At 38.8% G+C, this 20,750-nt stretch carries 21 protein-coding genes and 1 pseudogene; 15 read left to right on the forward strand and 7 right to left on the reverse strand.

Features of this window, described 5'->3' with window-relative positions:
• Positions 1 to 31: 31 nt before the first annotated feature.
• The 14 genes from Q0948_RS12920 (at position 32) to Q0948_RS12985 (ending at position 13,668) form a co-directional block, all read left to right on the forward strand.
• Complete coding sequence (locus tag Q0948_RS12920) at positions 32 to 637, forward strand: DUF2064 domain-containing protein (RefSeq protein ID WP_298353493.1); 606 nt, start codon at positions 32 to 34, stop codon at positions 635 to 637.
• A gap of 66 nt (positions 638 to 703) precedes the next feature.
• Positions 704 to 3,919, forward strand: a complete 3,216-nt coding sequence (locus tag Q0948_RS12925) for a SusC/RagA family TonB-linked outer membrane protein (protein ID WP_298353495.1) — start codon at positions 704 to 706, stop codon at positions 3,917 to 3,919.
• 34 nt (positions 3,920 to 3,953) lie between these two features.
• Positions 3,954 to 5,393 carry a SusD/RagB family nutrient-binding outer membrane lipoprotein gene (locus tag Q0948_RS12930; protein ID WP_298353498.1) on the forward strand — a complete coding sequence of 480 codons (1,440 nt, stop codon included), beginning with the start codon at positions 3,954 to 3,956 and terminating at the stop codon, positions 5,391 to 5,393.
• Between the two features lie 116 nt (positions 5,394 to 5,509).
• Positions 5,510 to 6,844: a sodium:solute symporter gene (locus tag Q0948_RS12935; RefSeq protein ID WP_298353502.1), complete on the forward strand. Its 1,335-nt coding sequence runs from the start codon at positions 5,510 to 5,512 to the stop codon at positions 6,842 to 6,844.
• Positions 6,829 to 7,656, forward strand: coding sequence for a metallophosphoesterase family protein (locus Q0948_RS12940; RefSeq protein ID WP_298353505.1), 828 nt, complete (start codon positions 6,829 to 6,831; stop codon positions 7,654 to 7,656). The genes Q0948_RS12935 and Q0948_RS12940 overlap by 16 nt, the downstream gene beginning before the upstream one ends.
• A gap of 72 nt (positions 7,657 to 7,728) precedes the next feature.
• Positions 7,729 to 8,154, forward strand: coding sequence for a rhodanese-like domain-containing protein (locus Q0948_RS12945; RefSeq protein WP_298353510.1), 426 nt, complete (start codon positions 7,729 to 7,731; stop codon positions 8,152 to 8,154).
• Positions 8,155 to 8,346 (forward strand): hypothetical protein, encoded by a 192-nt coding sequence (locus tag Q0948_RS12950; RefSeq protein ID WP_021778162.1) that lies wholly within the window; start codon positions 8,155 to 8,157, stop codon positions 8,344 to 8,346.
• Positions 8,346 to 8,525, forward strand: a complete 180-nt coding sequence (locus tag Q0948_RS12955; protein WP_298353515.1) for a hypothetical protein — start codon at positions 8,346 to 8,348, stop codon at positions 8,523 to 8,525. The genes Q0948_RS12950 and Q0948_RS12955 overlap by 1 nt, the downstream gene beginning before the upstream one ends.
• Positions 8,525 to 9,127: a TIGR04282 family arsenosugar biosynthesis glycosyltransferase gene (locus Q0948_RS12960; protein WP_298353518.1), complete on the forward strand. Its 603-nt coding sequence runs from the start codon at positions 8,525 to 8,527 to the stop codon at positions 9,125 to 9,127. Before Q0948_RS12955 ends, Q0948_RS12960 begins: the two co-directional genes overlap by 1 nt.
• Before the next feature lie 33 nt (positions 9,128 to 9,160).
• On the forward strand, positions 9,161 to 9,973 hold the full coding sequence (locus Q0948_RS12965) for a purine-nucleoside phosphorylase (protein WP_298353520.1): 813 nt from the start codon (positions 9,161 to 9,163) through the stop codon (positions 9,971 to 9,973).
• Positions 9,974 to 10,054: 81 nt separating this feature from the next.
• On the forward strand, positions 10,055 to 11,023 hold the full coding sequence (arsM, locus tag Q0948_RS12970) for an arsenosugar biosynthesis arsenite methyltransferase ArsM (protein ID WP_035334537.1): 969 nt from the start codon (positions 10,055 to 10,057) through the stop codon (positions 11,021 to 11,023).
• 98 nt (positions 11,024 to 11,121) lie between these two features.
• Positions 11,122 to 12,021, forward strand: a complete 900-nt coding sequence (locus Q0948_RS12975) for a DUF547 domain-containing protein (protein ID WP_298353527.1) — start codon at positions 11,122 to 11,124, stop codon at positions 12,019 to 12,021.
• An 85-nt stretch (positions 12,022 to 12,106) separates the two neighbouring features.
• Complete coding sequence (locus Q0948_RS12980; protein WP_298353530.1) at positions 12,107 to 12,907, forward strand: DUF547 domain-containing protein; 801 nt, start codon at positions 12,107 to 12,109, stop codon at positions 12,905 to 12,907.
• Positions 12,908 to 12,960: 53 nt separating this feature from the next.
• Entirely contained in the window at positions 12,961 to 13,668 is a 708-nt protein-coding gene (locus Q0948_RS12985) for a TIGR04283 family arsenosugar biosynthesis glycosyltransferase (protein WP_298353533.1), read from the forward strand.
• Between the two features lie 5 nt (positions 13,669 to 13,673).
• Here the strand turns inward: Q0948_RS12985 and Q0948_RS12990 are convergent.
• Positions 13,674 to 13,985, reverse strand: a pseudogene (locus tag Q0948_RS12990) (helix-turn-helix domain-containing protein).
• 119 nt (positions 13,986 to 14,104) lie between these two features.
• On the opposite strand from Q0948_RS12990, the gene Q0948_RS12995 reads away from it, so the two are divergent.
• Positions 14,105 to 14,704: a nitroreductase family protein gene (locus tag Q0948_RS12995; RefSeq protein ID WP_298353535.1), complete on the forward strand. Its 600-nt coding sequence runs from the start codon at positions 14,105 to 14,107 to the stop codon at positions 14,702 to 14,704.
• Between the two features lie 75 nt (positions 14,705 to 14,779).
• Here the strand turns inward: Q0948_RS12995 and Q0948_RS13000 are convergent, their stop codons facing one another.
• The 6 genes from Q0948_RS13000 to Q0948_RS13025 form a co-directional block, all read right to left on the reverse strand.
• Complete coding sequence (locus tag Q0948_RS13000; protein ID WP_298353538.1) at positions 14,780 to 15,541, reverse strand: head GIN domain-containing protein; 762 nt, start codon at positions 15,539 to 15,541, stop codon at positions 14,780 to 14,782.
• A gap of 4 nt (positions 15,542 to 15,545) precedes the next feature.
• Entirely contained in the window at positions 15,546 to 16,643 is a 1,098-nt protein-coding gene (locus tag Q0948_RS13005; RefSeq protein WP_298353541.1) for an acyloxyacyl hydrolase, read from the reverse strand.
• Between the two features lie 193 nt (positions 16,644 to 16,836).
• Positions 16,837 to 16,992: a YqaE/Pmp3 family membrane protein gene (locus Q0948_RS13010; RefSeq protein ID WP_021778150.1), complete on the reverse strand. Its 156-nt coding sequence runs from the start codon at positions 16,990 to 16,992 to the stop codon at positions 16,837 to 16,839.
• A gap of 98 nt (positions 16,993 to 17,090) precedes the next feature.
• A complete protein-coding gene (locus tag Q0948_RS13015) occupies positions 17,091 to 18,371 on the reverse strand; it encodes an outer membrane protein assembly factor (protein ID WP_298353545.1) in 1,281 nt (426 codons plus the stop codon).
• A gap of 32 nt (positions 18,372 to 18,403) precedes the next feature.
• Positions 18,404 to 19,663: a POTRA domain-containing protein gene (locus tag Q0948_RS13020; protein ID WP_299231749.1), complete on the reverse strand. Its 1,260-nt coding sequence runs from the start codon at positions 19,661 to 19,663 to the stop codon at positions 18,404 to 18,406.
• A gap of 65 nt (positions 19,664 to 19,728) precedes the next feature.
• Positions 19,729 to 20,742 (reverse strand): glycoside hydrolase, encoded by a 1,014-nt coding sequence (locus Q0948_RS13025; RefSeq protein ID WP_298353551.1) that lies wholly within the window; start codon positions 20,740 to 20,742, stop codon positions 19,729 to 19,731.
• Positions 20,743 to 20,750: the final 8 nt, after the last annotated feature.

Genomic DNA, 20,750 nt, shown 5'->3' on the forward strand with positions numbered 1-20,750 from the left:
CGAAGCTTCTCGCAAGAAGCTCGGGCAGTCTGTGGCTTTATTTAAAGAGCTCAATAGGCAAACTATCGCTACGGTACGCAAGACGGGAATTCCCTATGTTATTTTTTCTGAAAATGAGCAGGTAGGAAACACCTTTGGCGAGCGTTTCACAAATGCACTTACCTCGGTTTTTGACAGTGGTTATGACCAAGTTATAACCATAGGTAATGACACTCCGCACCTTTCGGCGGGGCATATTCTTTTAGCACAAGAAAAGCTCAAACAGTCTGCGCTTGTTATTGGCCCAAGTACTGATGGCGGTTGCTATTTAATGGGGATTAAAAAGAAACATTTTAAGCCTGAGCAATTTAAAAATCTACCGTGGCAGTCTAGTAAACTAGGTGCTATTATTTCTGATACGCTTTCGCGAAAGCGTACAAACCTTTACCTCCTTGAGAAGCTCTCAGATCTTGACACATTTGCAGATTTACAGCAGATGCTCAAAGAGACTTCCACATTATCAAAAAGACTATTACAACTTATACAAAACATAGTAAATCAAGGTCTTTCTCTTGGTTATCACACTACAAACCGATTCTTTGAGTCGCTCACTAAAAGCCACTTTAACAAAGGATCACCATCATTAGTTAGTATTTAAATCTTGTAAGCCACAACAGCTTACAGTTATTCTTAGATTTTCTTATTTACCAACTAATACACTCAGATGAAATCATTTTATCTTAGTATGCTCTTGCTTTTTACAGCAAGTTTGTATGCTCAAACTACCGTTACCGGAACCGTCACAAGCGCAGAAGATAACACTACAATACCTTTTGTAAATGTCCTTGTAGAAGGCACAAACCAAGGAACTATTACAGACGAAAATGGTGCTTACTCCATTACCATACCTACGGATGCATCCGTTTTAAAATTCTCTTCGCTCGGTTATAGCTCACAATTAATTACTGTAACTGGCAGAACTCAAATAGATATTACACTAAGCATCTCACAGGAGGGACTTGACGAGGTGGTAGTAACGGCCCTGGGCGTAAAACGCAACACAAGAGAACTAGGATATACAGTACAAACCATTAATGCAAAAGATATAGACGAGGTAAAGTCTGTAAACTTTCTGGACAACCTTTCTGGTAAGCTTGCGGGAGTTACCATCACACAAGGCGCAACAGGAGTAGGCTCTTCATCACGCATAAGCATACGTGGAGAAGCTTCTTTTTCTAATAACAATCCGTTGTTTGTAGTAGATGGTGTACCTATTAATAACAACACTGTTTTTAACTTTACAAATGAAGCAGCCGCAGGTTTTCAAGAAGTAGATTTTGGAAACGGCGCGATGGAAGTAAACCCAGATGACATTGCTTCTGTTTCTGTACTTAAAGGTCCAAGTGCTGCTGCATTATACGGTACGCGTGCATCAAATGGTGTCATTGTAATAGAAACTAAAGATGGTAGCAAGAAAAAAGGATTAGGCATAAGCATTAACTCTTCTATCTTTTTAGACAGTGCTTTCCAACTTCCAGATTTCCAAAACGAGTACGGACAAGGACAAGGCGGAGTTTTTGAATATGTAGATGGTCTTGGAGCAGGAATCTCAGATAACATTACGTATTCTTGGGGACCTAGACTAGATGCTGGAATTTTAATTCCGCAATTTGATAGTCCGGTGACGCTTCCAGATGGAACGATTGTACGTGGTGGAGATACAGCTTTATATAATGGACTTGCCATCACTCCTACTGAATTTAGGTCAAACCCAGATAACCTAAAAGACTTTTATGAAACTGGTGTAACCACCATAAATAATGTATCTGTCTCTAGTGGATTTGATAAAGGTGATTTCCGTATATCTTTTACAGACCTACGTAGTGAGTCTATCATCCCTGGTGTAAACTTAGATAGACAAACCATCGCAACAAAACTCAACTTTAAACCAACAGAAAAAACTAAAATCAAAGCGAGCATTAGTTATGTAAACTCTGGTAGTGATAACCGCCCATCAAACGGATACGGAAGTGAGAATGTAAATTACTCACTCGTAGCCTGGGGACCTCGCTCTCTTAATATAGACAGCCTACGTGATTACTGGCAGCCAGGATTAGAAGGTGTGCAGCAGTACTCTTTTAACTACACCTTCTTTGATAATCCGTTTTTCATCTTAGAAGAAAACAGAAACTCTTTTAACCGTGATCGCGTTTTTGGTAACATAGCCCTTACACAGACACTCGCCAAAAATCTTGACCTTACCATACGCACAGGGATGGACTACAGTAGTGAGAAACGACAGTTTTTAAGAAACTTTAGTTCTAACCGTTTCCAGAATGGTGGCTATGCTGAGCACGATGTTTTTTATCGTGAGATTAATACAGACTTCTTACTTAACTATGACAATAAGTTTGGCGACTTCTCACTGGACGTAAGTCTTGGAGGAAACCGCCTATCACAAGTAGCTTCTACAAAACAGGTGCAAACTACAAACCTTGCACAACCAGGCATCTTTAACCTTAACAATGCCGCATCACCTATAGAAGCATTCCAATTTGAATCTGAAAAGCGTATCAACTCTTTTTACGGAGTGGCAAAACTGGGTTACAAAAATTTCTTATACCTAGACGTTACAGGACGTAATGACTGGTCAAGTGCACTGGCAACACCTTTTAGCGCAGATAATACTTCGTTTTTCTATCCTTCGGCTAGTTTGAGTTTTATAGGATCTAACGTTTGGGAACTTCCAGAGGCAATAAGCTACTTGCAATTAAGAGCAAGTGTTGCTCAAGTGGGTAATGACACTAATCCTTTCCAAACTTCTGGAGCATTTATCGCACAAACTCCTTTTGAAGGGCAGCCTACTTTTAGCGCACAAAACTTTATCCCTAATGCAAACCTTAAACCAGAGCAAACTACATCTTACGAGATAGGTACAGATATACGTTTCTTTAAAGACAGGTTTAATGTAGACTTCACCTACTACAACGCACTTACTAAGGATCAGATTATCTCCTTACCTATTGCTATTTCCTCAGGCTTTAATCAGCAGGTGGTAAATGGTGGTGAGGTGCGCACTTCGGGTATCGAGGTCATTGCAGGCATCACTCCTATCGTAAATGAAAACTTTAGATGGAACACGACCTTTAACTTCAGCACCAATAAGTCTGTAGTTGAAAGTTTACCACAATCTGACGGTCGTCTTACGCTTGCCTTTAGCCGTATTTATGACAGCGCAAACCAAACCGTATTTTTCCAAGTAGAAGAAGGTGGGGAAGTTGGCGATATTTATGGAACAGGCTACCTACGAAATGACGATGGCGATTTTATCATTGATGATAATGGTCGCTTTATCGCAGATAACAACCTCAAGAAAATAGGAAATTACACAGCAGATTTTAATCTAGGGTGGAACAATGATTTCCGTTACAAGCAGTGGAGTGCTTCTTTCTTATTTGACTGGCGTCAAGGTGGAGATATTGTCTCTAGAACGCGAGCGCTAGGTAATGTAGGAGGCCAACTAGCAGAAACTGCTTTCCGCCCAGAAGAGGGAATTATTGCTCAAGGAGTTGTAAACACAGGCACTGCGGCAAATCCAAATTTTGTTCCAAACACCACAGCAGTTTCGGCAGAGAGTTACTACCGTCAGTTTTATGACCGCAACCACGAAGAAAACAACATTTATAACGCATCATTCTTAAAACTTCGTCAGTTTTCGATAGGATATTCTTTCAAGCTTAAGGATGGATTTATCGGTCTTAAAGAAGGTGTAGATGTAAACCTTTCACTTATAGGACGTAATCTTTTTGCTATCACAGAAAACCCACATTTTGACCCTGAACAACTTGCAGTGCAGGGACAAGGGTTTGTGAGCGGTGTAGAAGATTTGAGCTATGCTACAACAAGAAGCTTCGGATTTAAGGCAGGATTTAACTTTTAACGCTTTCGCGAAAGCGTAACATAAAACATTACAAATGAAACATTTTTTATACATCACTTCCCTCCTGCTTTTACTTGGAATGAGCAGTTGCACAGAAGATTTTGAAGAAATAAATACTAACCCAAATGATCCCGTAAGCGTGCAACCTAGCTTGTTATTGCGACAAGTTATTTATGACTACGGAGAGCAAATGAGTTATGAAGGTTTTGTGGCTGGAGATTTACTATCACAACACAGAACTGCTCTTGACTTTAATCTTTTTGATCGTCACGCCTTAAAATCACCTCAGCTAGGCGGAAATCCTTGGCCTATTTTTTATACTAATTTAAGAGACAACGAGATTATCTTGCAACAGGCGCAAACTAATGTGACTTTTGCCGTGTATGAAGGTCCTGCACTTATCCTCAAGGCTTATATGGCGGCTGGACTTACAGATCTTTTTGGCGATGTTCCTTACTCAGAAGCTTTTAATGGCATAGATGGAACGGTAACACCAGCTTATGACACGCAGGAGGCTATATATACAGGAGCAGATGGTATTCTAGCAAATCTAGATGCAGGAATTGCTGCTATTGAGGCTTATGAAGATGTGATCCCGCTAGAAGGAGATATTCTTTATGATGGTGATTTACAGGCTTGGGTACGCTTTGCAAACAGTCTTAAAATCAAACATCTTTTACGTATCTCAGATCGTGTAGATGTAAGTGCAGATTTACAAGCGCTGGTTAATGAGGATAACTTTATAACTAGTAATAGTGATAATGCTGTTTTTAACTTTAGCAATACGGAGCCTAATAGTTTTAGACTTGCACAATTACGTGTGGGTGACTTTAACAACTTCGTACTTTCTGAAACGATGGAAACCATTCTTGTAGACCTTGAAGACGCGAGGCTTAATACGTTTTTTAGACCAGCATCAAATACTGACGAATTTAACGGACTTATAAACGGAATAGATGCAACCTCAACGGCTGCCGTGCTAGGAGATTTATCACTTGCAGGTACTGCTTTTAGAGAAGATACCTCTGTACTAGATGCCAACTTTATGACGGCTTGGGAAACTTCGCTAGCACTCGCCGAAGCTGCTCAGCGCGGACTTATCACCGCAGATGCGCAGGCACTTTATGAAAACGGTGTTACTCTCGCTTTTGAATACTGGCAAACACCTTTACCAGCAGATTATCTTACTGGTAATGCTGCTTTTAATAATGTAGATAGTTCGCCGCTAGAACAAATACTTACTCAAAAATGGATTGCAAACATCATAAACGGCTATGAAGGTTGGATAGAATATAGACGCACCGGTTTTCCTGCGTTTATGGATGTGCAAGCAAGTCTTAATGACGGTTTAATTCCCGTACGTATGCCTTACCCATCTGAAGAAGAAGCGCTCAATGCAGATAATTACCAGACAGCATTTGATGCAACAGATGGCAATAGCCTTAATGTACGCGTGTGGTGGGATGTAGATTAATGAATTGTGGGAGGGTACTGCGGACATCTCCCCTAGCCCCTCTTCAAAGAGGGGAACTTTTGTGAAATACACTTTCCTAACGGAAAGTGATAAATATTAGAATAAGGAGCTTATATATGAATGTAGAAATCTGGCAATGGGGATTAATTATAGCATCGAGTGTGTTGATGTTTGTGCTGTCTCCGCTTGCCAAAAGTCCTGATGAGTTTTTTAAGGCTACGCATCGTAAGAAGTCTCCTAATGTCTGGATGCTTACGGGTAGTCTCATTATCTCGTGGATTTTTGCAAAGAGTATAACCAATGCTGCCAACCTAGGTCTGAGTTTTGGGATTGTGGGTGGTGTGGCTTATGCGGGTTATTACCTCTCCTTTGCCGTGGCTGGTGTGATTATCTACCAGATGCGTTTGCAAGGTGGATTTACAAGTATACATCAGTTTCTAACTTCTCGATTTGGAAAAGGAGCGATGCGCTTATTTTCTGTGCTCATAGCCATTAGGCTTTTTAATGAGGTGTGGAGTAACACGATGGTGATAGGTTCTTACTTTGGAGAGATGGGAAGCACTCCTTATTATTGGGCGATTCTGGTCTTTACGATACTCACTCTTGCTTATGCGCTCAAGGGCGGATTGAGCAGTTCTATATTTACAGATGTGATACAGATGGGATTATTCTCCATACTGCTATGTGTGATATTATGGAGTATATTTTCGGTAGATGATTTTAGTGTGAAGGAGGTTGCGACTTCTGGAACGTGGAGTTTTGATCTTGGTCTTAATTTGCTATTTGCAGCCTTGTTGCAGTCATTCTCATATCCCTTTCACGATCCTGTATTAACAGATAGAGCATTTTTAAGTTCGCCTAAGGTTACTTTACTTAGCTTTCTAATCGCCTCGGTATTGGGAGCTGCTTGTATTATATTATTTAGTGTAATAGGTGTGTATGCTCAATCACAAGGAATGGCAGGACAGGCCGCGGTAGAAGTTGGCAAAGCTTTTGGCGTAGTCATATTATTAGTCATCAACTTTATTATGATTACCTCGGCGGCATCTACGCTGGACAGTACATTCTCCTCATTTTCAAAATTACTTTCAGTCGATTTAAATTTGGGTAAGAATCTTTCGTTTGGGAGATTATCTATGGCTGTAATTGCCATATTGGGAACCATTCCCGTATTTCTTAATGCAGAGATTTTAAGCGCCACGACCATATCTGGAACGATGGTAATTGGACTAACGCCGGTATTTTTATTTTGGCGAAAGCCAGCCCCAAAAATTAGTTATTACTTGAGTGTAGTGACGGGTATCATTTTTGGCTTCATATTAGTTTTTGATGCCTTACCATTATCATTACAATTTACAACAGGATCTTATGCTGCCTTACTCTGGACAAACGTCTGGGGCATCACAGCCTGCACCATATTATACCTCATACCACGATGGATAAAAAGATAAAAAACATAGGCAATCTCACTGGCAAAGTACTCCTTTATGGCGGTGTGTATAGCAATCTACAAGCACTAGAGAAACTAAAATCCATAGCAGAGGAACAAGGGATTGCACCAGAAAATTGCATATGCACTGGAGACATCGTGGGATATTGTGCGCAACCAGAAGAAACCGTACAACTCTATAAAATATGGGGAACACACGGTATCGCTGGTAATGTAGAAAAGCAACTGAGTGAAGGCGCAGAAGATTGTGGGTGTGACTTTAGAGAAGGATCGCGTTGTGATGGTTTTAGCCAGTTGTGGTATCCTTACGCACAAAGCAAACTCTCTAAGAATTCGCTAGAGACATTAGAGGCGCTTCCAGACCATATTACATTTACCTACGCTGGTAAAAAGGTGACGGTTGTACACGGCTCATATAATCATATTTCTGAATTCATATTTAAATCTACAGCTTGGGAAATAAAAGGCTCAAATTTTGATACAACCCAAAGTGATGTGATTGTTGCAGGACATTGCGGCTTGCCTTTTCATACGGAGCAAGAAGATAAACTCTGGCTCAACCCTGGCGTGATTGGGATGCCAGCAAATGATGGCTCTACAGAAGTCTGGTATGCCATTCTAGATGACACTTCTGGCAATCTTAGCTATGAACATCATACCTTTGCATATAATTACAAGCTCACGAGCCAGTTAATGCAAAACGGCTTACTGCCAGAAGAATATGCGCGTACCATCGTAACTGGCATCTGGGACAACACAGAAATACTGCCACCTGTAGAGAGTGGCTTACAAGGATTTGGCATCAAATTATAAAGACCTATTATCAAAAAAATCATATACATACTCATCTTTCTCATAAGCGCTATAAGTGTTGGGCAATCAGATATGGACTTGTTATTAAAACAGTACAACACACGCTCTGTTCCTTATATTTCTGTGCAAGAACTCAAGATGGAAATGAGTGACTACTTAATTTTAGACACTCGTAAAAAGGAAGAGTTTGAGGTAAGCCATATCCCTGGAGCGGTGTGGGTTTCTGAGAAGGTGAATGATAGTATGTACGCTTTCGCGAAAGCAAAAAAAGATCAACCCATCGTCGTTTATTGCTCCGTAGGGATACGCTCTGAAGATTTTGGCGAGCGATTGAAGAAGAAAGGATTTACAAACGTCAAAAATCTATACGGAAGCATATTTGCGTGGAAAGATGAAGGCTACGAAATTCAAAACAAGAACAAACAACCAACCGACTCTGTTCACGTATTTTCCAAAGTTTGGGGGAAATATTTAAAAACAGGACATAAAGTTTACTAGATGAATAAATATATACCACTCATTTTTATAGGCCTCACCATAGGAGGATTTGCTTTATTGGCTTATCATCTTACTAACGAGACATCCACCTGGAAAGACTATCTCTCTAGTAGTCTCATTATTATAGCAAATATTGGGATGTTTATAGCCATTAAAAAAAGTGACCAGTGGACAAAAAAAGATGATGAGTAATGACTAGAAAGAAAATCATACTCATATTTATCATACTCCTTATCCTATTACTCGTACTAACTGTAAGCAAGCTAAATTTTGAGAACCTAGGTTGGTCTATTAATGCGAGTATATACCAGCAGCTCATCACGATGGCGCTTATGTTTTTGTACCTCTTATATAATTATAGAAAGCAATAATGAAGAAAAATATAGTACTCATATTCACCAGAAATCCAGAACTAGGCAAAGTAAAAAGCAGACTAGCCAAAGGTGTAGGTCAAGAAAACGCTCTTGAGATTTACAAGAAGCTCTTGTCACACACCAAAGACGTAGTAAGCACTTTAAATTGTACTAAACGTGTAGGCTACTCTGTGAAGGTGCGCGATAATGATATGTGGGATAATGCTATTTTTGAAAAATTCCAGCAAGAAGGTGAAGATCTAGGAGTACGTATGTATATGGCATTTGAAAAAGCCTTTGCAGATGGGTATGACAATGTACTCATTGTAGGCAGTGACCTCTACGACTTGCGTGCTTCTCACATAAATGAGGCTTTTGACGCGCTACACTCTAATGATGCAGTAATAGGCCCAGCCCAAGATGGTGGTTATTATTTAATGGGGATGAACAAGCTTGTAAAAGAGGTATTTTACAACAAAGAATGGGGTGGCGATACGGTCTTTGCAAGTACTATGGATGATCTAGCAACAGCAAAAGTTCATCAACTTGAAACCCTTAATGACATTGACTTTGCAGAGGATTTAAAACCATATGCTGAGTTTGCTCAGTATTTACAATAACAAGAAAATTTAATACGTTTAAAAAAACATATTATGGAAAAATACATCATAGAAACAGCAGATTACTTAAAAAGCAAAGGCTTTGAAAATCCTGAAGTAGGTATCATTTTAGGTACTGGTCTTGGGCAACTTATTGATCGTGTTGAGATAGAACACACCGCAAGCTATAATCATATTCCTAATTTTCCAACGGCAACTGTAGAGTTCCATACAGGTAAATTAATTTACGGTACGCTAGAAGGTAAAAAGGTTATTATTATGCAAGGTCGTTTTCACGTGTATGAAGGCTACTCACTTACAGATGTAACCTACCCAGTACGTGTGATGCACGCTTTAGGCATCAAGCACCTATTAGTATCTAATGCTTCTGGAGCTATTAACCTTGATTTCAAAAAAGGAGAATTAATGCTCATAGATGATCACATTAATCTACAAGGAGGATCACCGCTAGCTTTTAAAGGAGTAGAAAAAATGGGAGAGCGCTTTGTAGATATGAGCGCACCTTATGATGCTGCTATGAACAATACGCTACGCACTATTGCAAAAGACAATGGCATAAACTTACACGAAGGAATATATGCATCTGTAGTAGGTCCACAGCTGGAAACTCGCGCAGAGTATCGCTACTTAAGAATTATAGGAGCAGATGCCGTAGGGATGAGTACTGTACCAGAAATTATCGTAGCAAATCACTTAAAACTTCCAGTGGTGGCAGTATCTGTTCTTACAGATGAGTGTGACCCAGACAACCTCAAGCCAGTAGATATTCCAGAAATAATTGCAATGGCTGGTAAGGCAGAGCCAGAGATGATCACGCTCTTTACAGGATTGATTAAATCTTTATAAAGTACGCTTTCGCGAAAGCGAAATCTAAACCAAAAGATATCATCATTACATACAAACTACTATCTATTTAAACAACGAGTTATGAGTTACCTTAATGCTACAAATGATCTTTATAAAGAAGCAGCACTTACACCAGATGTAGGACTGTGCTGTACTACAAATCCTATATGGGAATTACCTGGATTAAAGATCCCAAAGATAATGCAAGAGATGAATTACGGTTGCGGAAGCACTGTAAATGCTCGTGATCTTACTAATGAGCCCAAGATGCTATATGTAGGTGTAGGTGGTGGTATGGAGCTATTACAGTTTGCATACTTTAATCGTAATAAAGGTGGCGTAGTAGGTGTAGATGTGGTAGATGAAATGCTAGAAGCGTCTCGCAAAAACTTTATAGAAGCAGAGAAGTTGAACCCTTGGTTTAAGAGCGAATTTGTAGATCTTCAAAAAGGAGATGCCCTTAACCTCAATGTGGCAGATAACTCAATAGACGTAGCAGCACAAAACTGCCTCTTCAACATCTTTAAAGCCGAAGATTTAAAACGCGCCATTGCAGAGATGTATCGCGTGCTTAAACCTCACGGCAAGCTTGTAATGAGCGACCCTACTTGTGAGCAGGAAATGAATGAGGAATTACGTAATGATGATCGTTTACGTGCGCTTTGTCTTTCTGGGAGTTTACCCATAGCCGAGTATGTAAAAGCACTTACAGATGCTGGTTTTGGAACTATTGAGATAAGAGCTCGTAAGCCATATAGAATACTTAATCCTGGAGCATATCCTACAGATGAGCTCATTTACATTGAGTCTATTGAAGTAGCAGCAATCAAAGATCCTATGCCAGCAGACGGACCTTGTATTTTTACAGGTAAAGCCGCGATTTATTATGGAGAAGAAGATTTTTTTGATGATAAGCTAGGACACATCCTTCTTAAAAATCAGCCGCTGGCTATTTGTGATAAAACAGCAGGAGCACTTGCCGCTTTAGGTCGTGATGACATCTTTATAAGCGAGTCTACGTATCACTATGATGGTGGTGGATGTTGCTAGGCTACTGTTAGTTTTTTATAATACATACGACTCTATACGTATGAGTCACACAAAAAGCGTTTCTTTATAAGAGGCGCTTTTTTATGAAACCAACATCTATGAAAACCTTTCTTTACATTTCTTTACTCTGTCTTGCTTGTGCTTGTAGCACAACTAAGACTATAACTGCACCACCTGAAGTCACTACTGCAGAAACACCTGCTGTCATAAAGAAAGATAGTGTCCCTATAGAAACAGCTCCCATCATAACTGTTACAGAAGATACAACCACAGTAAGTGCTCTAGCAGAAGAGATGATTACTGAATCGGAAGAAATTGAAGTTGAAGTTGAAGTTTTTAATACTGCAATTACAGAAACTGTTAATCACGATAGTTTTAATGACTTACTTAAGGCATATGTATCACCAGCTGGAAATGTAGATTATAATAGTTTTAAATCAAACTGGGGAAAACTACGCAACTACATTAAACTACTAGGAGAACAAACACCTACAGATGCGTGGTCTCAAGAAGAAAAGCTCGCCTACTGGATGAACGCATATAATGCAATGACTATAGATCTCATCTTACGTCACTATCCGCTAGAAAGCATAAAGGATATTAAAAACCCGTGGGATCAACGATTCTGGAAACTTGAAGATAGCTGGTATAACCTCAACCAGATAGAACACGATATTTTAAGAAAAATGGGCGATGCAAGAATTCACTTTGGGATAAACTGCGCTTCATTTTCTTGCCCGCCATTGCTTAATGAGGCTTTTACAGCGGCAAGTGTAGATGACCAGCTTGATAAGCTAGCTCGTGAATTTATAAATGACACCTCTCGTAACACGATTACAACGGAAAGAGTTGAGGTGTCTAAAATTTTCAGCTGGTTTGCAAAAGATTTCAAAACAGATGGTAGCCTGATAGATTATCTAAATACGTACGCTTCAACTCCTATTTTACCTTCGGCGAAGGTGAGATATAAAGCATATGACTGGACGCTCAATAAGTAGTAAAGTTTTCTTAATTACTCGCTTATCTATTTTGAAAAAGCGATATTAAGTTTTCACGAAAGTGTAAACCAATAAAATAATAGTTATGAAAATATACACACGCATTTTATCACTAATAGCCATAGCCATCTCTTTACAAAGCTGTGCGTTGCTCTCTGCTGGAGGGATTACAAGTCAAGGGCAACCTACTAAGGAAGTAACACAACCACTTACATCTACTACGGCAAACTCTGCTGTAAATGTAGATCACTCGCAATGGGATTCATTGCTCAAAAAGTATGTAAATGAAGAGGGACTTGTAGACTATGATGGATTCCAAAAAGATAGACCGCTACTTAACGGCTACTTAAATCAACTCGCAAATCTTGACCCATCAAACAAGTGGAGTGAACAAGAGTTACTTGCTTATTATATTAATCTTTATAACGCAGTCACTGTAGAGCTCATACTTGATAACCCAGAGGTAAGCAGTATAAAAGATGTAGACGCCCCGTGGACTAAAGGGCGTGCAAGAGTAGATGGACGCTTGCTCTCTCTAGGAGGCATTGAAAATGGCGTGCTACGCAAGATGAATGAGCCTAGAATACATTTTGCTATAAACTGTGCATCTATCTCTTGCCCACCACTACTGCGTGAGGCGTACACTGCTGCTAAAATCAATGAGCAACTTGACAAAGCAACTAAGCAGTTTATTAATAGTTCAAAAAATGATATTAGCGCAAATACGGCAGCGCTTTCTTCTATTTTTAAATTTTACACAGAAGACTTTTATAGAGGATCAAATAAAAGCTTACTACCTTATATAAATAAATATGCAAATACTCCGGTTGCGCCTGGTACTCCTGTCACGTTTAAGGAATATGATTGGGGCTTAAATAAGCAATAAAGTAAAACTGATTGAGGTGTTTTTGCGTACATTTAGAATAAGATACATCTTTAATGAATTCTATATCTGTAGTTATCCCTGTTCTTAATGAGTCTGAGACCATATGTGCATTGCTCACTCACCTAGAAAACAAGGCGTCTTCTCAAAATTATATACACGAAATCATCGTTGTAGATGGTGGCAGTAGTGATGACACTGTTACTCAAGTCACTCAATATGCAGCGCTTAGTAAAACGGTATCTATTATCACGTCTCAAAAAGGTAGAGCACGACAGATGAATACGGGAGCCATACAAGCTACAGGTAACATACTTTACTTTTTACACGCAGACTCTTACCCACCTCAAAACTATGATGCACTCATTTTAAAAGAGGTCACTCAGGGTAATCCTGCAGGGTGCTTTAAAATGAAGTTTGATTCTAATCACTGGTGGCTACAGCTAGCTGGCTGGCTTACAAAGTTTAAGTGGCGAGCGTGCCGTGGTGGTGACCAGAGCCAGTTTATTACCAAAGCTCTTTTTGAAGAACTGGGCCGCTTTGATGAGCGATATATTATTTATGAGGATAATGACCTTATAAATAAGTTATATGCGCGACGTAAATTTGTCGTTATTCAAGAATGGCTCACAACCTCTGCACGTCGTTATGAGGAAAATGGTATCTGGAAATTACAGTTTCACTTCTGGAGTATTTATGTGCGCAAATGGCTAGGCGCTAGTGCAGAAGATTTGCACAAATATTATCTCAACAAGATCTCATAACAGGTTTATACCTCATCTGCTTTGCGACCCCAGTCTGCAATTGCGTTTATAAGTGGTATAAGTGACTTACCTATGTCTGTAAGCATATACGCTACTTTAAGTGGTGGTTTTGTAGTATAAACCTTTCTATCTATTATACCATCACTCTCTAGTGTTTTGAGCTGTAGGCTAAGTGTGCGCTATGTCACAGAAGGCATTTGCTTGCGTAGTTCACTATATTGTAATGGACCTTCTATAAGATGGTAAATGATTACCATTTACCACTTACCACCTATCACTCCCATCGTAAGACTTGTACAGCAAGAGCCTTTTCTCATTTAATGGCATATATCTCGATGTGTTAAATTAAACCTATACTTTTTGGCTGTTCTTGCAAAGCTTTATAACTGTATATACTTTTACTAAAATAGTTAATACAGCAAAAAAAATAAACGTTATGAGTTTTATAAATGCAATGCAAGAGCGCTACACCACAAAGGTGTATGACGAGACAAAAAAGATAGATCCTAAGCACATAGAAGAGCTTAAAGAAAGTTTACGACTAAGTCCTTCTTCTATAAACAGCCAGCCTTGGAAATTTACTTTTGTTTCTGATCAAGACACAAAAGAGAAGCTCTCTAAAGTATCTTGGATAAACACTGAGAAAGTAACAAAGAGTGATACTGTAGTTGTTTTTAGTAGAGTAGATGATTTATCACTTTTTGAAGAGCAAATAAAGAGAGAATTACCACAAGGAATGGTAGATTATTATAATGAGAATCTAAAACCGCTGCCTAAAGAACAGGTTACTGCTTGGTTTGATAAGCAAGTATATCTCTCTGTAGGTGTATTGCTAAGTGCTTGTGCGGTTATGGGCATAGATGCTACCCCTATGGAAGGAATAGAGCCTGTAAACTATGACAAGATTATAGGAAACGATGGCTATGCAACCCTAGTTGCCGTAGCTATAGGATATAGAGATGAAGAGGATTTTAACCAACCTAGTAAAAATCCAAAATCAAGAATCGCATTAGATAAAGTGGTAGAAACTATATAGTCTAAACTACTTCGATTTTATTATACAAAGCGCTCCATACTGGGGCGCTTTTTTTCGCTTAAAGCGAAAGAATAATTAATCAATAATAACCTCACCCGTAAAGAAGCTTTCTACCTCAACAACTGGTGGTGTATTTTTTAAAATCAAATTACCCGTACTACGTAATTCTCCCACGATAGATGATTGTGGTGCTAGTATTACATCATTAGTCCCCCTGTGGAAGATAGAGACATTTTGAACATCAAGATCTTCTAAGGGTAATCTACTATCACCATCTAGTAAATTTATGGTAAGATTTGTCACACTTCCGTTTATGAAGAAATTAGACAATCCGTTGCATTGTAATAGCACATTTTCTGCATCTAGTGTAAGATTAAAGTCACCATCTTTATGATAAAAGTCTTCTTCTATAAGGTCATCACTTATTAACCTGAGTGAGTTCCAGGTCAAGACACCCTCTGCCTCTACCGTTTGCCCGCCGCTATTGCGTATTTGTTTTAAATCGGGATGACTCACATACACCTTTGATGTATCATAATCACGTATAACATTACAAGAAGCTGTGTTTTTAATTTTGAGTGTATTGTCCTCTATGAGAATTTCAAAATCTTCAAGTAAATTTTCTCCAGTTTCTAGTCTTACCGAGATATCTGGAGCGTCTGTCACTATGAGTTGAGCACGTTCAAAGATGGTAATACTATCAAAATCTGTTAGGTCATACTCTTGTGTAATGATATCGCCTGTGGCTTTTAGACACGTAAGTGTGTCTTCTGTATCACAAGAAATGATGCTTACAATGATTACTATTATACTAGCTATATAAATGGAGTGTCTCATCTTATTAAAATCTATATCCTATACCAAACTCTACTGCCTCTGCTTTTGCACCGTGTGCCTTTACGACCATACTCCCTGCAAGGTGTTTTCCGAAGGTTCTTTTTAAACCTAACCTATTGTAAAATCTCCCTTCAAAATCATACGGGTAGTACACATAGTATCCTAATTGGGATACAAAAGAAAGCTCATTAAAGTGCAGCTCGTGTCCTACAAAAATCCCAAAACGCTTCCAGTCTTCCTCACCCGTGACATCACCATCTGGATATGCAATAGACTCATAACGTATGAGCTCTTTTAAAAAATTTGCAAAAAATGCGTCAACTCCTGCCGTAAAGCTAGATTTGTGATTAATACGCTTATCTACAAAGGCAGTAATGGTAACAAAACCATAGCGTGGTGAGTTGTTTATATCGCTTTGGTTTGCTCCACCGCGCACTGTTAAGTTAAAATGTATAGGTTCTTTATAAGGAGTTTTTTCTCCCATAGGTATATACTCGGGAAACTCGGCCGCTTTTGGGAAGTAATTTAACCCTGCAGTAAACGCCCACGTATTTGTAGAATTATTTGGTGCCTTAAGATTTGCATTACTATAGTGTATAATAGTCACCCCTGCTTGAAAGCCTATATTTTTAAAAATATTATTTTTCTTATAGCTTAACTTAAGCATCGTGCTACTCAAGACTGTAGTGCCATATGCATTATTTATAAAATTATTCTCCCTGTCATAGGGTTTTGTAGCAATCGCGAGACCCTGCCCTATTCTAAACTGTAAGCGCCTCTTCCAGTAATAGAAGTTATAATGCGCATACACACTATATAGTTCTCCCAGATACTCATTTTTCATATCTTGGTACACAAAGGTGTACCCCACATCTGGAAAGTTGTAACGACGCTCCCAGGGTTCAAAACCATAGGTCTTTCGGTTATATGCCAGCATCACTCCCGTAGGATGTTCTGTAATAAGGTGAGAGATATCTGGATTATGTTCTAAAATCGTTCCGCCAAAAAGGTCTGCCTCTACATCAAAAGGTCTTACTTTATCTTCTTGTGCAGTAGTGCAAATGCCGTAAAGAAGTACAAATACAGTAGTAATGATGCGCATAGATGTAGGTTGTAATGGTTTTTTAAACCTACGAAAAAATGTCTGCTATAGTTTGTCTAAAACCTACTATTTTTAAAAGGTTTTTTTACGCTTTCGCGAAAGCGTACCTATATCTATTAAACTCCTACAAGTCTTTATAACATAAAAAAGCCCGCTACTTATGTAGCGGGCGCTTGTAATATATGTGTTGCTCTTATTTACTGTTTACGTAAAAGGCGTGAATCACTCCGGGAAGCCAGCCTAATAGGGTAAGTAAGATATTTATGAGTAAATCTTTTCCTGCTCCTTTTTCTAGTGCAACTGCTAGTGGCGGAAAAAGAATACTTAGAATAATGGTTATTAGTGACATTGGTTTTTGGTTTGTTGTTAATACTGATATAAATCTACAATACTACTTATGAGATCTTATTAATATTATCTCAATTGTTTTGAGTTTAACAAACGTAACTAGAAATACTGCCCTATACCAAACACAAATCCACTAGTGGAATTTGAGGTAACACCATACCCATAATCTACTCGAAAAGTGGCATTAAAAATCTTTTTATGAATAAACCTAAGGCCTAGACCTGGATAAACTCGTAAATTTTGATCATCACCAAAATCGCCAAAATCTCCCCCGGGATTGCGCCAAGAGCCAGCATCTACAAAGCCCACTCCTTGTATTGTAAACCAGTCTCGATCTGCTAGCGTTTGTCTATACTCTGCATTGAGTACTACCACGCCGGTGCCTCTATCTATGGTATTACCTACACCTCGTATATTAAGATTGTTATCTACAGAAAAGGGGGCAAAAGGAGAATCTGCATTTGTAGCAAGACCTAGACGCAATCGCGTTGCGAAGTTTCCATCATAAATACCATCCTTATCTCGTATTCTAGCAAAATATCTAAAATCATTCCACCAGATGGTAAAATCTGGTAATGTCACCGCATTAGCCTGTACATATTGTACATTAAAAGTACTTTTAAAACCACTCACATACTGAAAGTCATACTTTAGAGCATCATACTCATAAATTCCTTTAAGCAGTATTTTATCTACATTAAAGGCTTGTGGCACGCTCACATCTGTGGCTCCATTGAGGTATAAATAATCTTCATTAAAGAAGTTAACACCTAACTCAACACGATGCTTAAAGTTAAAAGCATATAGGCCTAAAATCTCTATGGAAGTATTGTTATACTTATAGTCTGCAGTACCATTATCTAAGAACACAGGTTCTTGAGTAGTAAGACTCTGAAAGTTAATCGCAAGTCCTACATTGTTATTAAATAAAAAAGGCGCTCTAAAATTTATACCATACGAGCTAAAAATATCTTTCTGATAAAACCCTCCAAAACCTATATTTCTTCCTAATAAATTATATTCATAAAGACCTAGCCTGTATGCAAACTCATCATCATTAGTCGTGTAGAAATTAACTTGCGGGTTTATTGTGATATTTTCTTCTACGTTATAAAAAACATTATAGAAGTTATCGTGTGACTTAAAAACCTGAAAATAAGCGTGAGCAACTGCTGGAAGTCTTTTAAGGCGTATTATATCTTGATTTATCACTGCAGAGTCCAATGCAACTCCCGGTTTTATATCACTTATGAGTTTTATAAAACTAGGTTTAAGCCTTTTTGTGCCTTGTACTTTAAGGTCTAGCACTTCACCCTCTTGTCCAGCAAGCTGTACAGCAGTAATGCAACATACCATTAAAATTAATACTCTCTGTAACACTTTACATCATTATAAAAGAATCTCTCTATCTATTAAAAATACTGTCCTATCCCAAAGACAAGACCACTGTTTTGTGACGCCCCTAGCCCTACTCCATAATCTAGTCTTATAACTGCATTAAATATACGTTTATGTATAAAACGCAATCCTACCCCAGAGTATACCTCAAGAGCATCACCACTTACAAGATCATCTAGCGGTTGCCTTGCCTCTCTTAAGGTTCCTCCATCTACAAAGGCATTACCCTGTAGTACAAACCAGCCTCTCTCTAGCAGCGTGTGGCGGTACTCTGTATTTATAAATATAAAACTCGCACCCCTCGCGATATCATTACCAGCCCCACGTAAGTTAAACTGATTATCTACAGTAAATGGCGCAAACTCAGACTCATTAAAAGAAGCAAATCCTAATTGTAATCTACTTGCCCAGTTACCTTTACTTCCTATTCTTTTAAAATATTCGGTTGTATTAACTCCTATAAAAGAGTCGTCAAGTAAGCCCTCACCTCCATTAATATATCTCGCATCAAGTAAGTTTCTAAAACCAGAAACATACTGATAATCTATGTCTAAAAAATTTGTCTCATACTCAGCTCGCACAGCAATTTTTGAAGCCTCTAGATTGTTTGGAAAAGTAGCATCTATCTCTGTATCGTTTGCAGCATACTGCTCTTTAAAAATATTAATCCCTAGCTCTGCTTTGTTGTGAAAGTCAATTTCGTAAAGTCCGTAAATCTCAGCTCCCGCTCTATCTTTTTTATAATTGAGAGTAGTTGTATCAAAGTAAATGGGCTCAAAGGTGACATCTTTAATGTAATTTACACCTAGCCCTAACTTGTTTGTAAATAAAAATGGGGCCTCCCAGTAAGCTCCGTAAGAATTAAAAACATCACGCTGGTAAAAGCCACCCACAATCTGGCTCTGGCCTAAGAAGTTAAACTCAAATACACTGAGTCTAAAGGCAAAACTTCCATCATTTGCCTCAGAGATACGTATACCCGGTATAATTGTAAAATTTTCTACAATATCATAAGTGACTTCTATAGCACCATTACGTACCTCAGCTATAGTAGCAGTGGCTTTTGCAATAGCAGGAAGTCTATTAAATCGCTCTACATCTGTAGCTACTTTAAGCGAGTCATAAGGAGATGCTACTTCTGTTTTTATGAGTCTTCTTAACAGTGACTCATCTACTTTTTTTAACCCTTTAAAAGTAATTATTTCTACTTGCTGCTTTTGAGCATAAACAAGGCAAGGTAACAAGAACAGACATAGATATATAATTTGTTTCATAGGTTTATTTACGATACTATGAGTCTGTCGGTTCTTAATCGTAAACATTGCAGGAGCTATCGTATTTAATTTCTACCGTAGTATTCTTTTACAATATCTTGAGCTGGTTTGTTTTGAGGTGTAAACTGGCTATTTTCTGGTCCTCCTACACGGTCGTGATGTATAAACCATTTCCATAAAAAGCCTCCTGCCATCCACTCTTCATCCCAGACGGCTTCATAAAGTGCTTTTGTAACATTTACTTGCGCTTCTAGATTTACTTGAGTCATACTTCGGTCAGAGCGCCAGGGTTCTTTACCTGTATAGTCTACAGAGCGATAGCCATACTCTGTAAATAATACTTTGCGTTGTTGCGCTTTCGCGAAAGCGGAAATCTCCTCTTTCCATTTTATCCAGCCTTCTATGGCACACGCCACAGTAGGTGTTTGATCATCACATACTGGAAAGTAAGCATCTATACCTATATAATCCAGCTCTTGCCAGAAGGGTGTTCGTTTATACTCATCCCAGTTTGCAGCATACGTAAGCTTACCTTTGTATACTTTTTTGATATCTTTTATGAGCTGTTGCCAGAAAGCTGGTCTATTTACTACAAATTGCTCCAGCTCTGTGCCTATGCAAAATATTGCTGCATCTTCCTCTTGAGCAAGTGTGGCATAATCCATTATAAAATCGCGATACGATTGCTCAAGTGCCAGCCACTCCCCTTCTGTCTCCATCTTGAGGTAACCTGTAAACTCACCCCGACGTATCCATATCTGTGGTTTGAGCATCACATCTATACCTTTATCGTGAAGTTGTGCTACATAATTACGACCGCCTTCTCTAGTCTCACCATACCACTGTCTATCTGTATTATATACAATTTGCGCTTTATCTAGTGCCGGCACAAAACCAAAAGGCATTACGGCAGCATAGTTTGCGTTTATATCAAGAACGGGTGCCACGTGACTGCTGTCTACTGGAGAGCGATTTGCCACAAAACTTATACCGTTAACCTTTTGCTCTGGAGCTGGCTGAGCACTACACGCTTGTAAGACCAGTATGATTATGAGAGATTGTAAAACTGTTTTTATCATTAGTATCA

It is taken from the genome of uncultured Dokdonia sp. (assembly GCF_947496725.1).
Classification (GTDB): Bacteria; Bacteroidota; Bacteroidia; order Flavobacteriales; family Flavobacteriaceae; genus Dokdonia.

Excerpts from the sequence above, each read along its gene's own strand:
- Q0948_RS12950 (WP_021778162.1), top strand. The coding sequence starts at position 8,155 with ATGAATAAATATATACCACTCATTTTTATAGGCCTCACCATAGGAGGA.
- Q0948_RS13020 (WP_299231749.1), bottom strand. The coding sequence starts at position 19,663 with ATGAAACAAATTATATATCTATGTCTGTTCTTGTTACCTTGCCTTGTT.
- Q0948_RS13025 (WP_298353551.1), bottom strand. The coding sequence starts at position 20,742 with ATGATAAAAACAGTTTTACAATCTCTCATAATCATACTGGTCTTACAA.
- Q0948_RS13005 (WP_298353541.1), bottom strand. The coding sequence starts at position 16,643 with ATGCGCATCATTACTACTGTATTTGTACTTCTTTACGGCATTTGCACT.
- Q0948_RS13010 (WP_021778150.1), bottom strand. The coding sequence starts at position 16,992 with ATGTCACTAATAACCATTATTCTAAGTATTCTTTTTCCGCCACTAGCA.
- Q0948_RS12945 (WP_298353510.1), top strand. The coding sequence starts at position 7,729 with ATGGACTTGTTATTAAAACAGTACAACACACGCTCTGTTCCTTATATT.
- Q0948_RS12985 (WP_298353533.1), top strand. The coding sequence starts at position 12,961 with ATGAATTCTATATCTGTAGTTATCCCTGTTCTTAATGAGTCTGAGACC.
- Q0948_RS12955 (WP_298353515.1), top strand. The coding sequence starts at position 8,346 with ATGACTAGAAAGAAAATCATACTCATATTTATCATACTCCTTATCCTA.
- Q0948_RS12935 (WP_298353502.1), top strand. The coding sequence starts at position 5,510 with ATGAATGTAGAAATCTGGCAATGGGGATTAATTATAGCATCGAGTGTG.
- Q0948_RS12940 (WP_298353505.1), top strand. The coding sequence starts at position 6,829 with ATGGATAAAAAGATAAAAAACATAGGCAATCTCACTGGCAAAGTACTC.
- Q0948_RS12965 (WP_298353520.1), top strand. The coding sequence starts at position 9,161 with ATGGAAAAATACATCATAGAAACAGCAGATTACTTAAAAAGCAAAGGC.
- Q0948_RS12930 (WP_298353498.1), top strand. The coding sequence starts at position 3,954 with ATGAAACATTTTTTATACATCACTTCCCTCCTGCTTTTACTTGGAATG.
- Q0948_RS12975 (WP_298353527.1), top strand. The coding sequence starts at position 11,122 with ATGAAAACCTTTCTTTACATTTCTTTACTCTGTCTTGCTTGTGCTTGT.
- arsM (WP_035334537.1), top strand. The coding sequence starts at position 10,055 with ATGAGTTACCTTAATGCTACAAATGATCTTTATAAAGAAGCAGCACTT.
- Q0948_RS12960 (WP_298353518.1), top strand. The coding sequence starts at position 8,525 with ATGAAGAAAAATATAGTACTCATATTCACCAGAAATCCAGAACTAGGC.
- Q0948_RS12980 (WP_298353530.1), top strand. The coding sequence starts at position 12,107 with ATGAAAATATACACACGCATTTTATCACTAATAGCCATAGCCATCTCT.
- Q0948_RS13000 (WP_298353538.1), bottom strand. The coding sequence starts at position 15,541 with ATGAGACACTCCATTTATATAGCTAGTATAATAGTAATCATTGTAAGC.
- Q0948_RS12925 (WP_298353495.1), top strand. The coding sequence starts at position 704 with ATGAAATCATTTTATCTTAGTATGCTCTTGCTTTTTACAGCAAGTTTG.
- Q0948_RS12995 (WP_298353535.1), top strand. The coding sequence starts at position 14,105 with ATGAGTTTTATAAATGCAATGCAAGAGCGCTACACCACAAAGGTGTAT.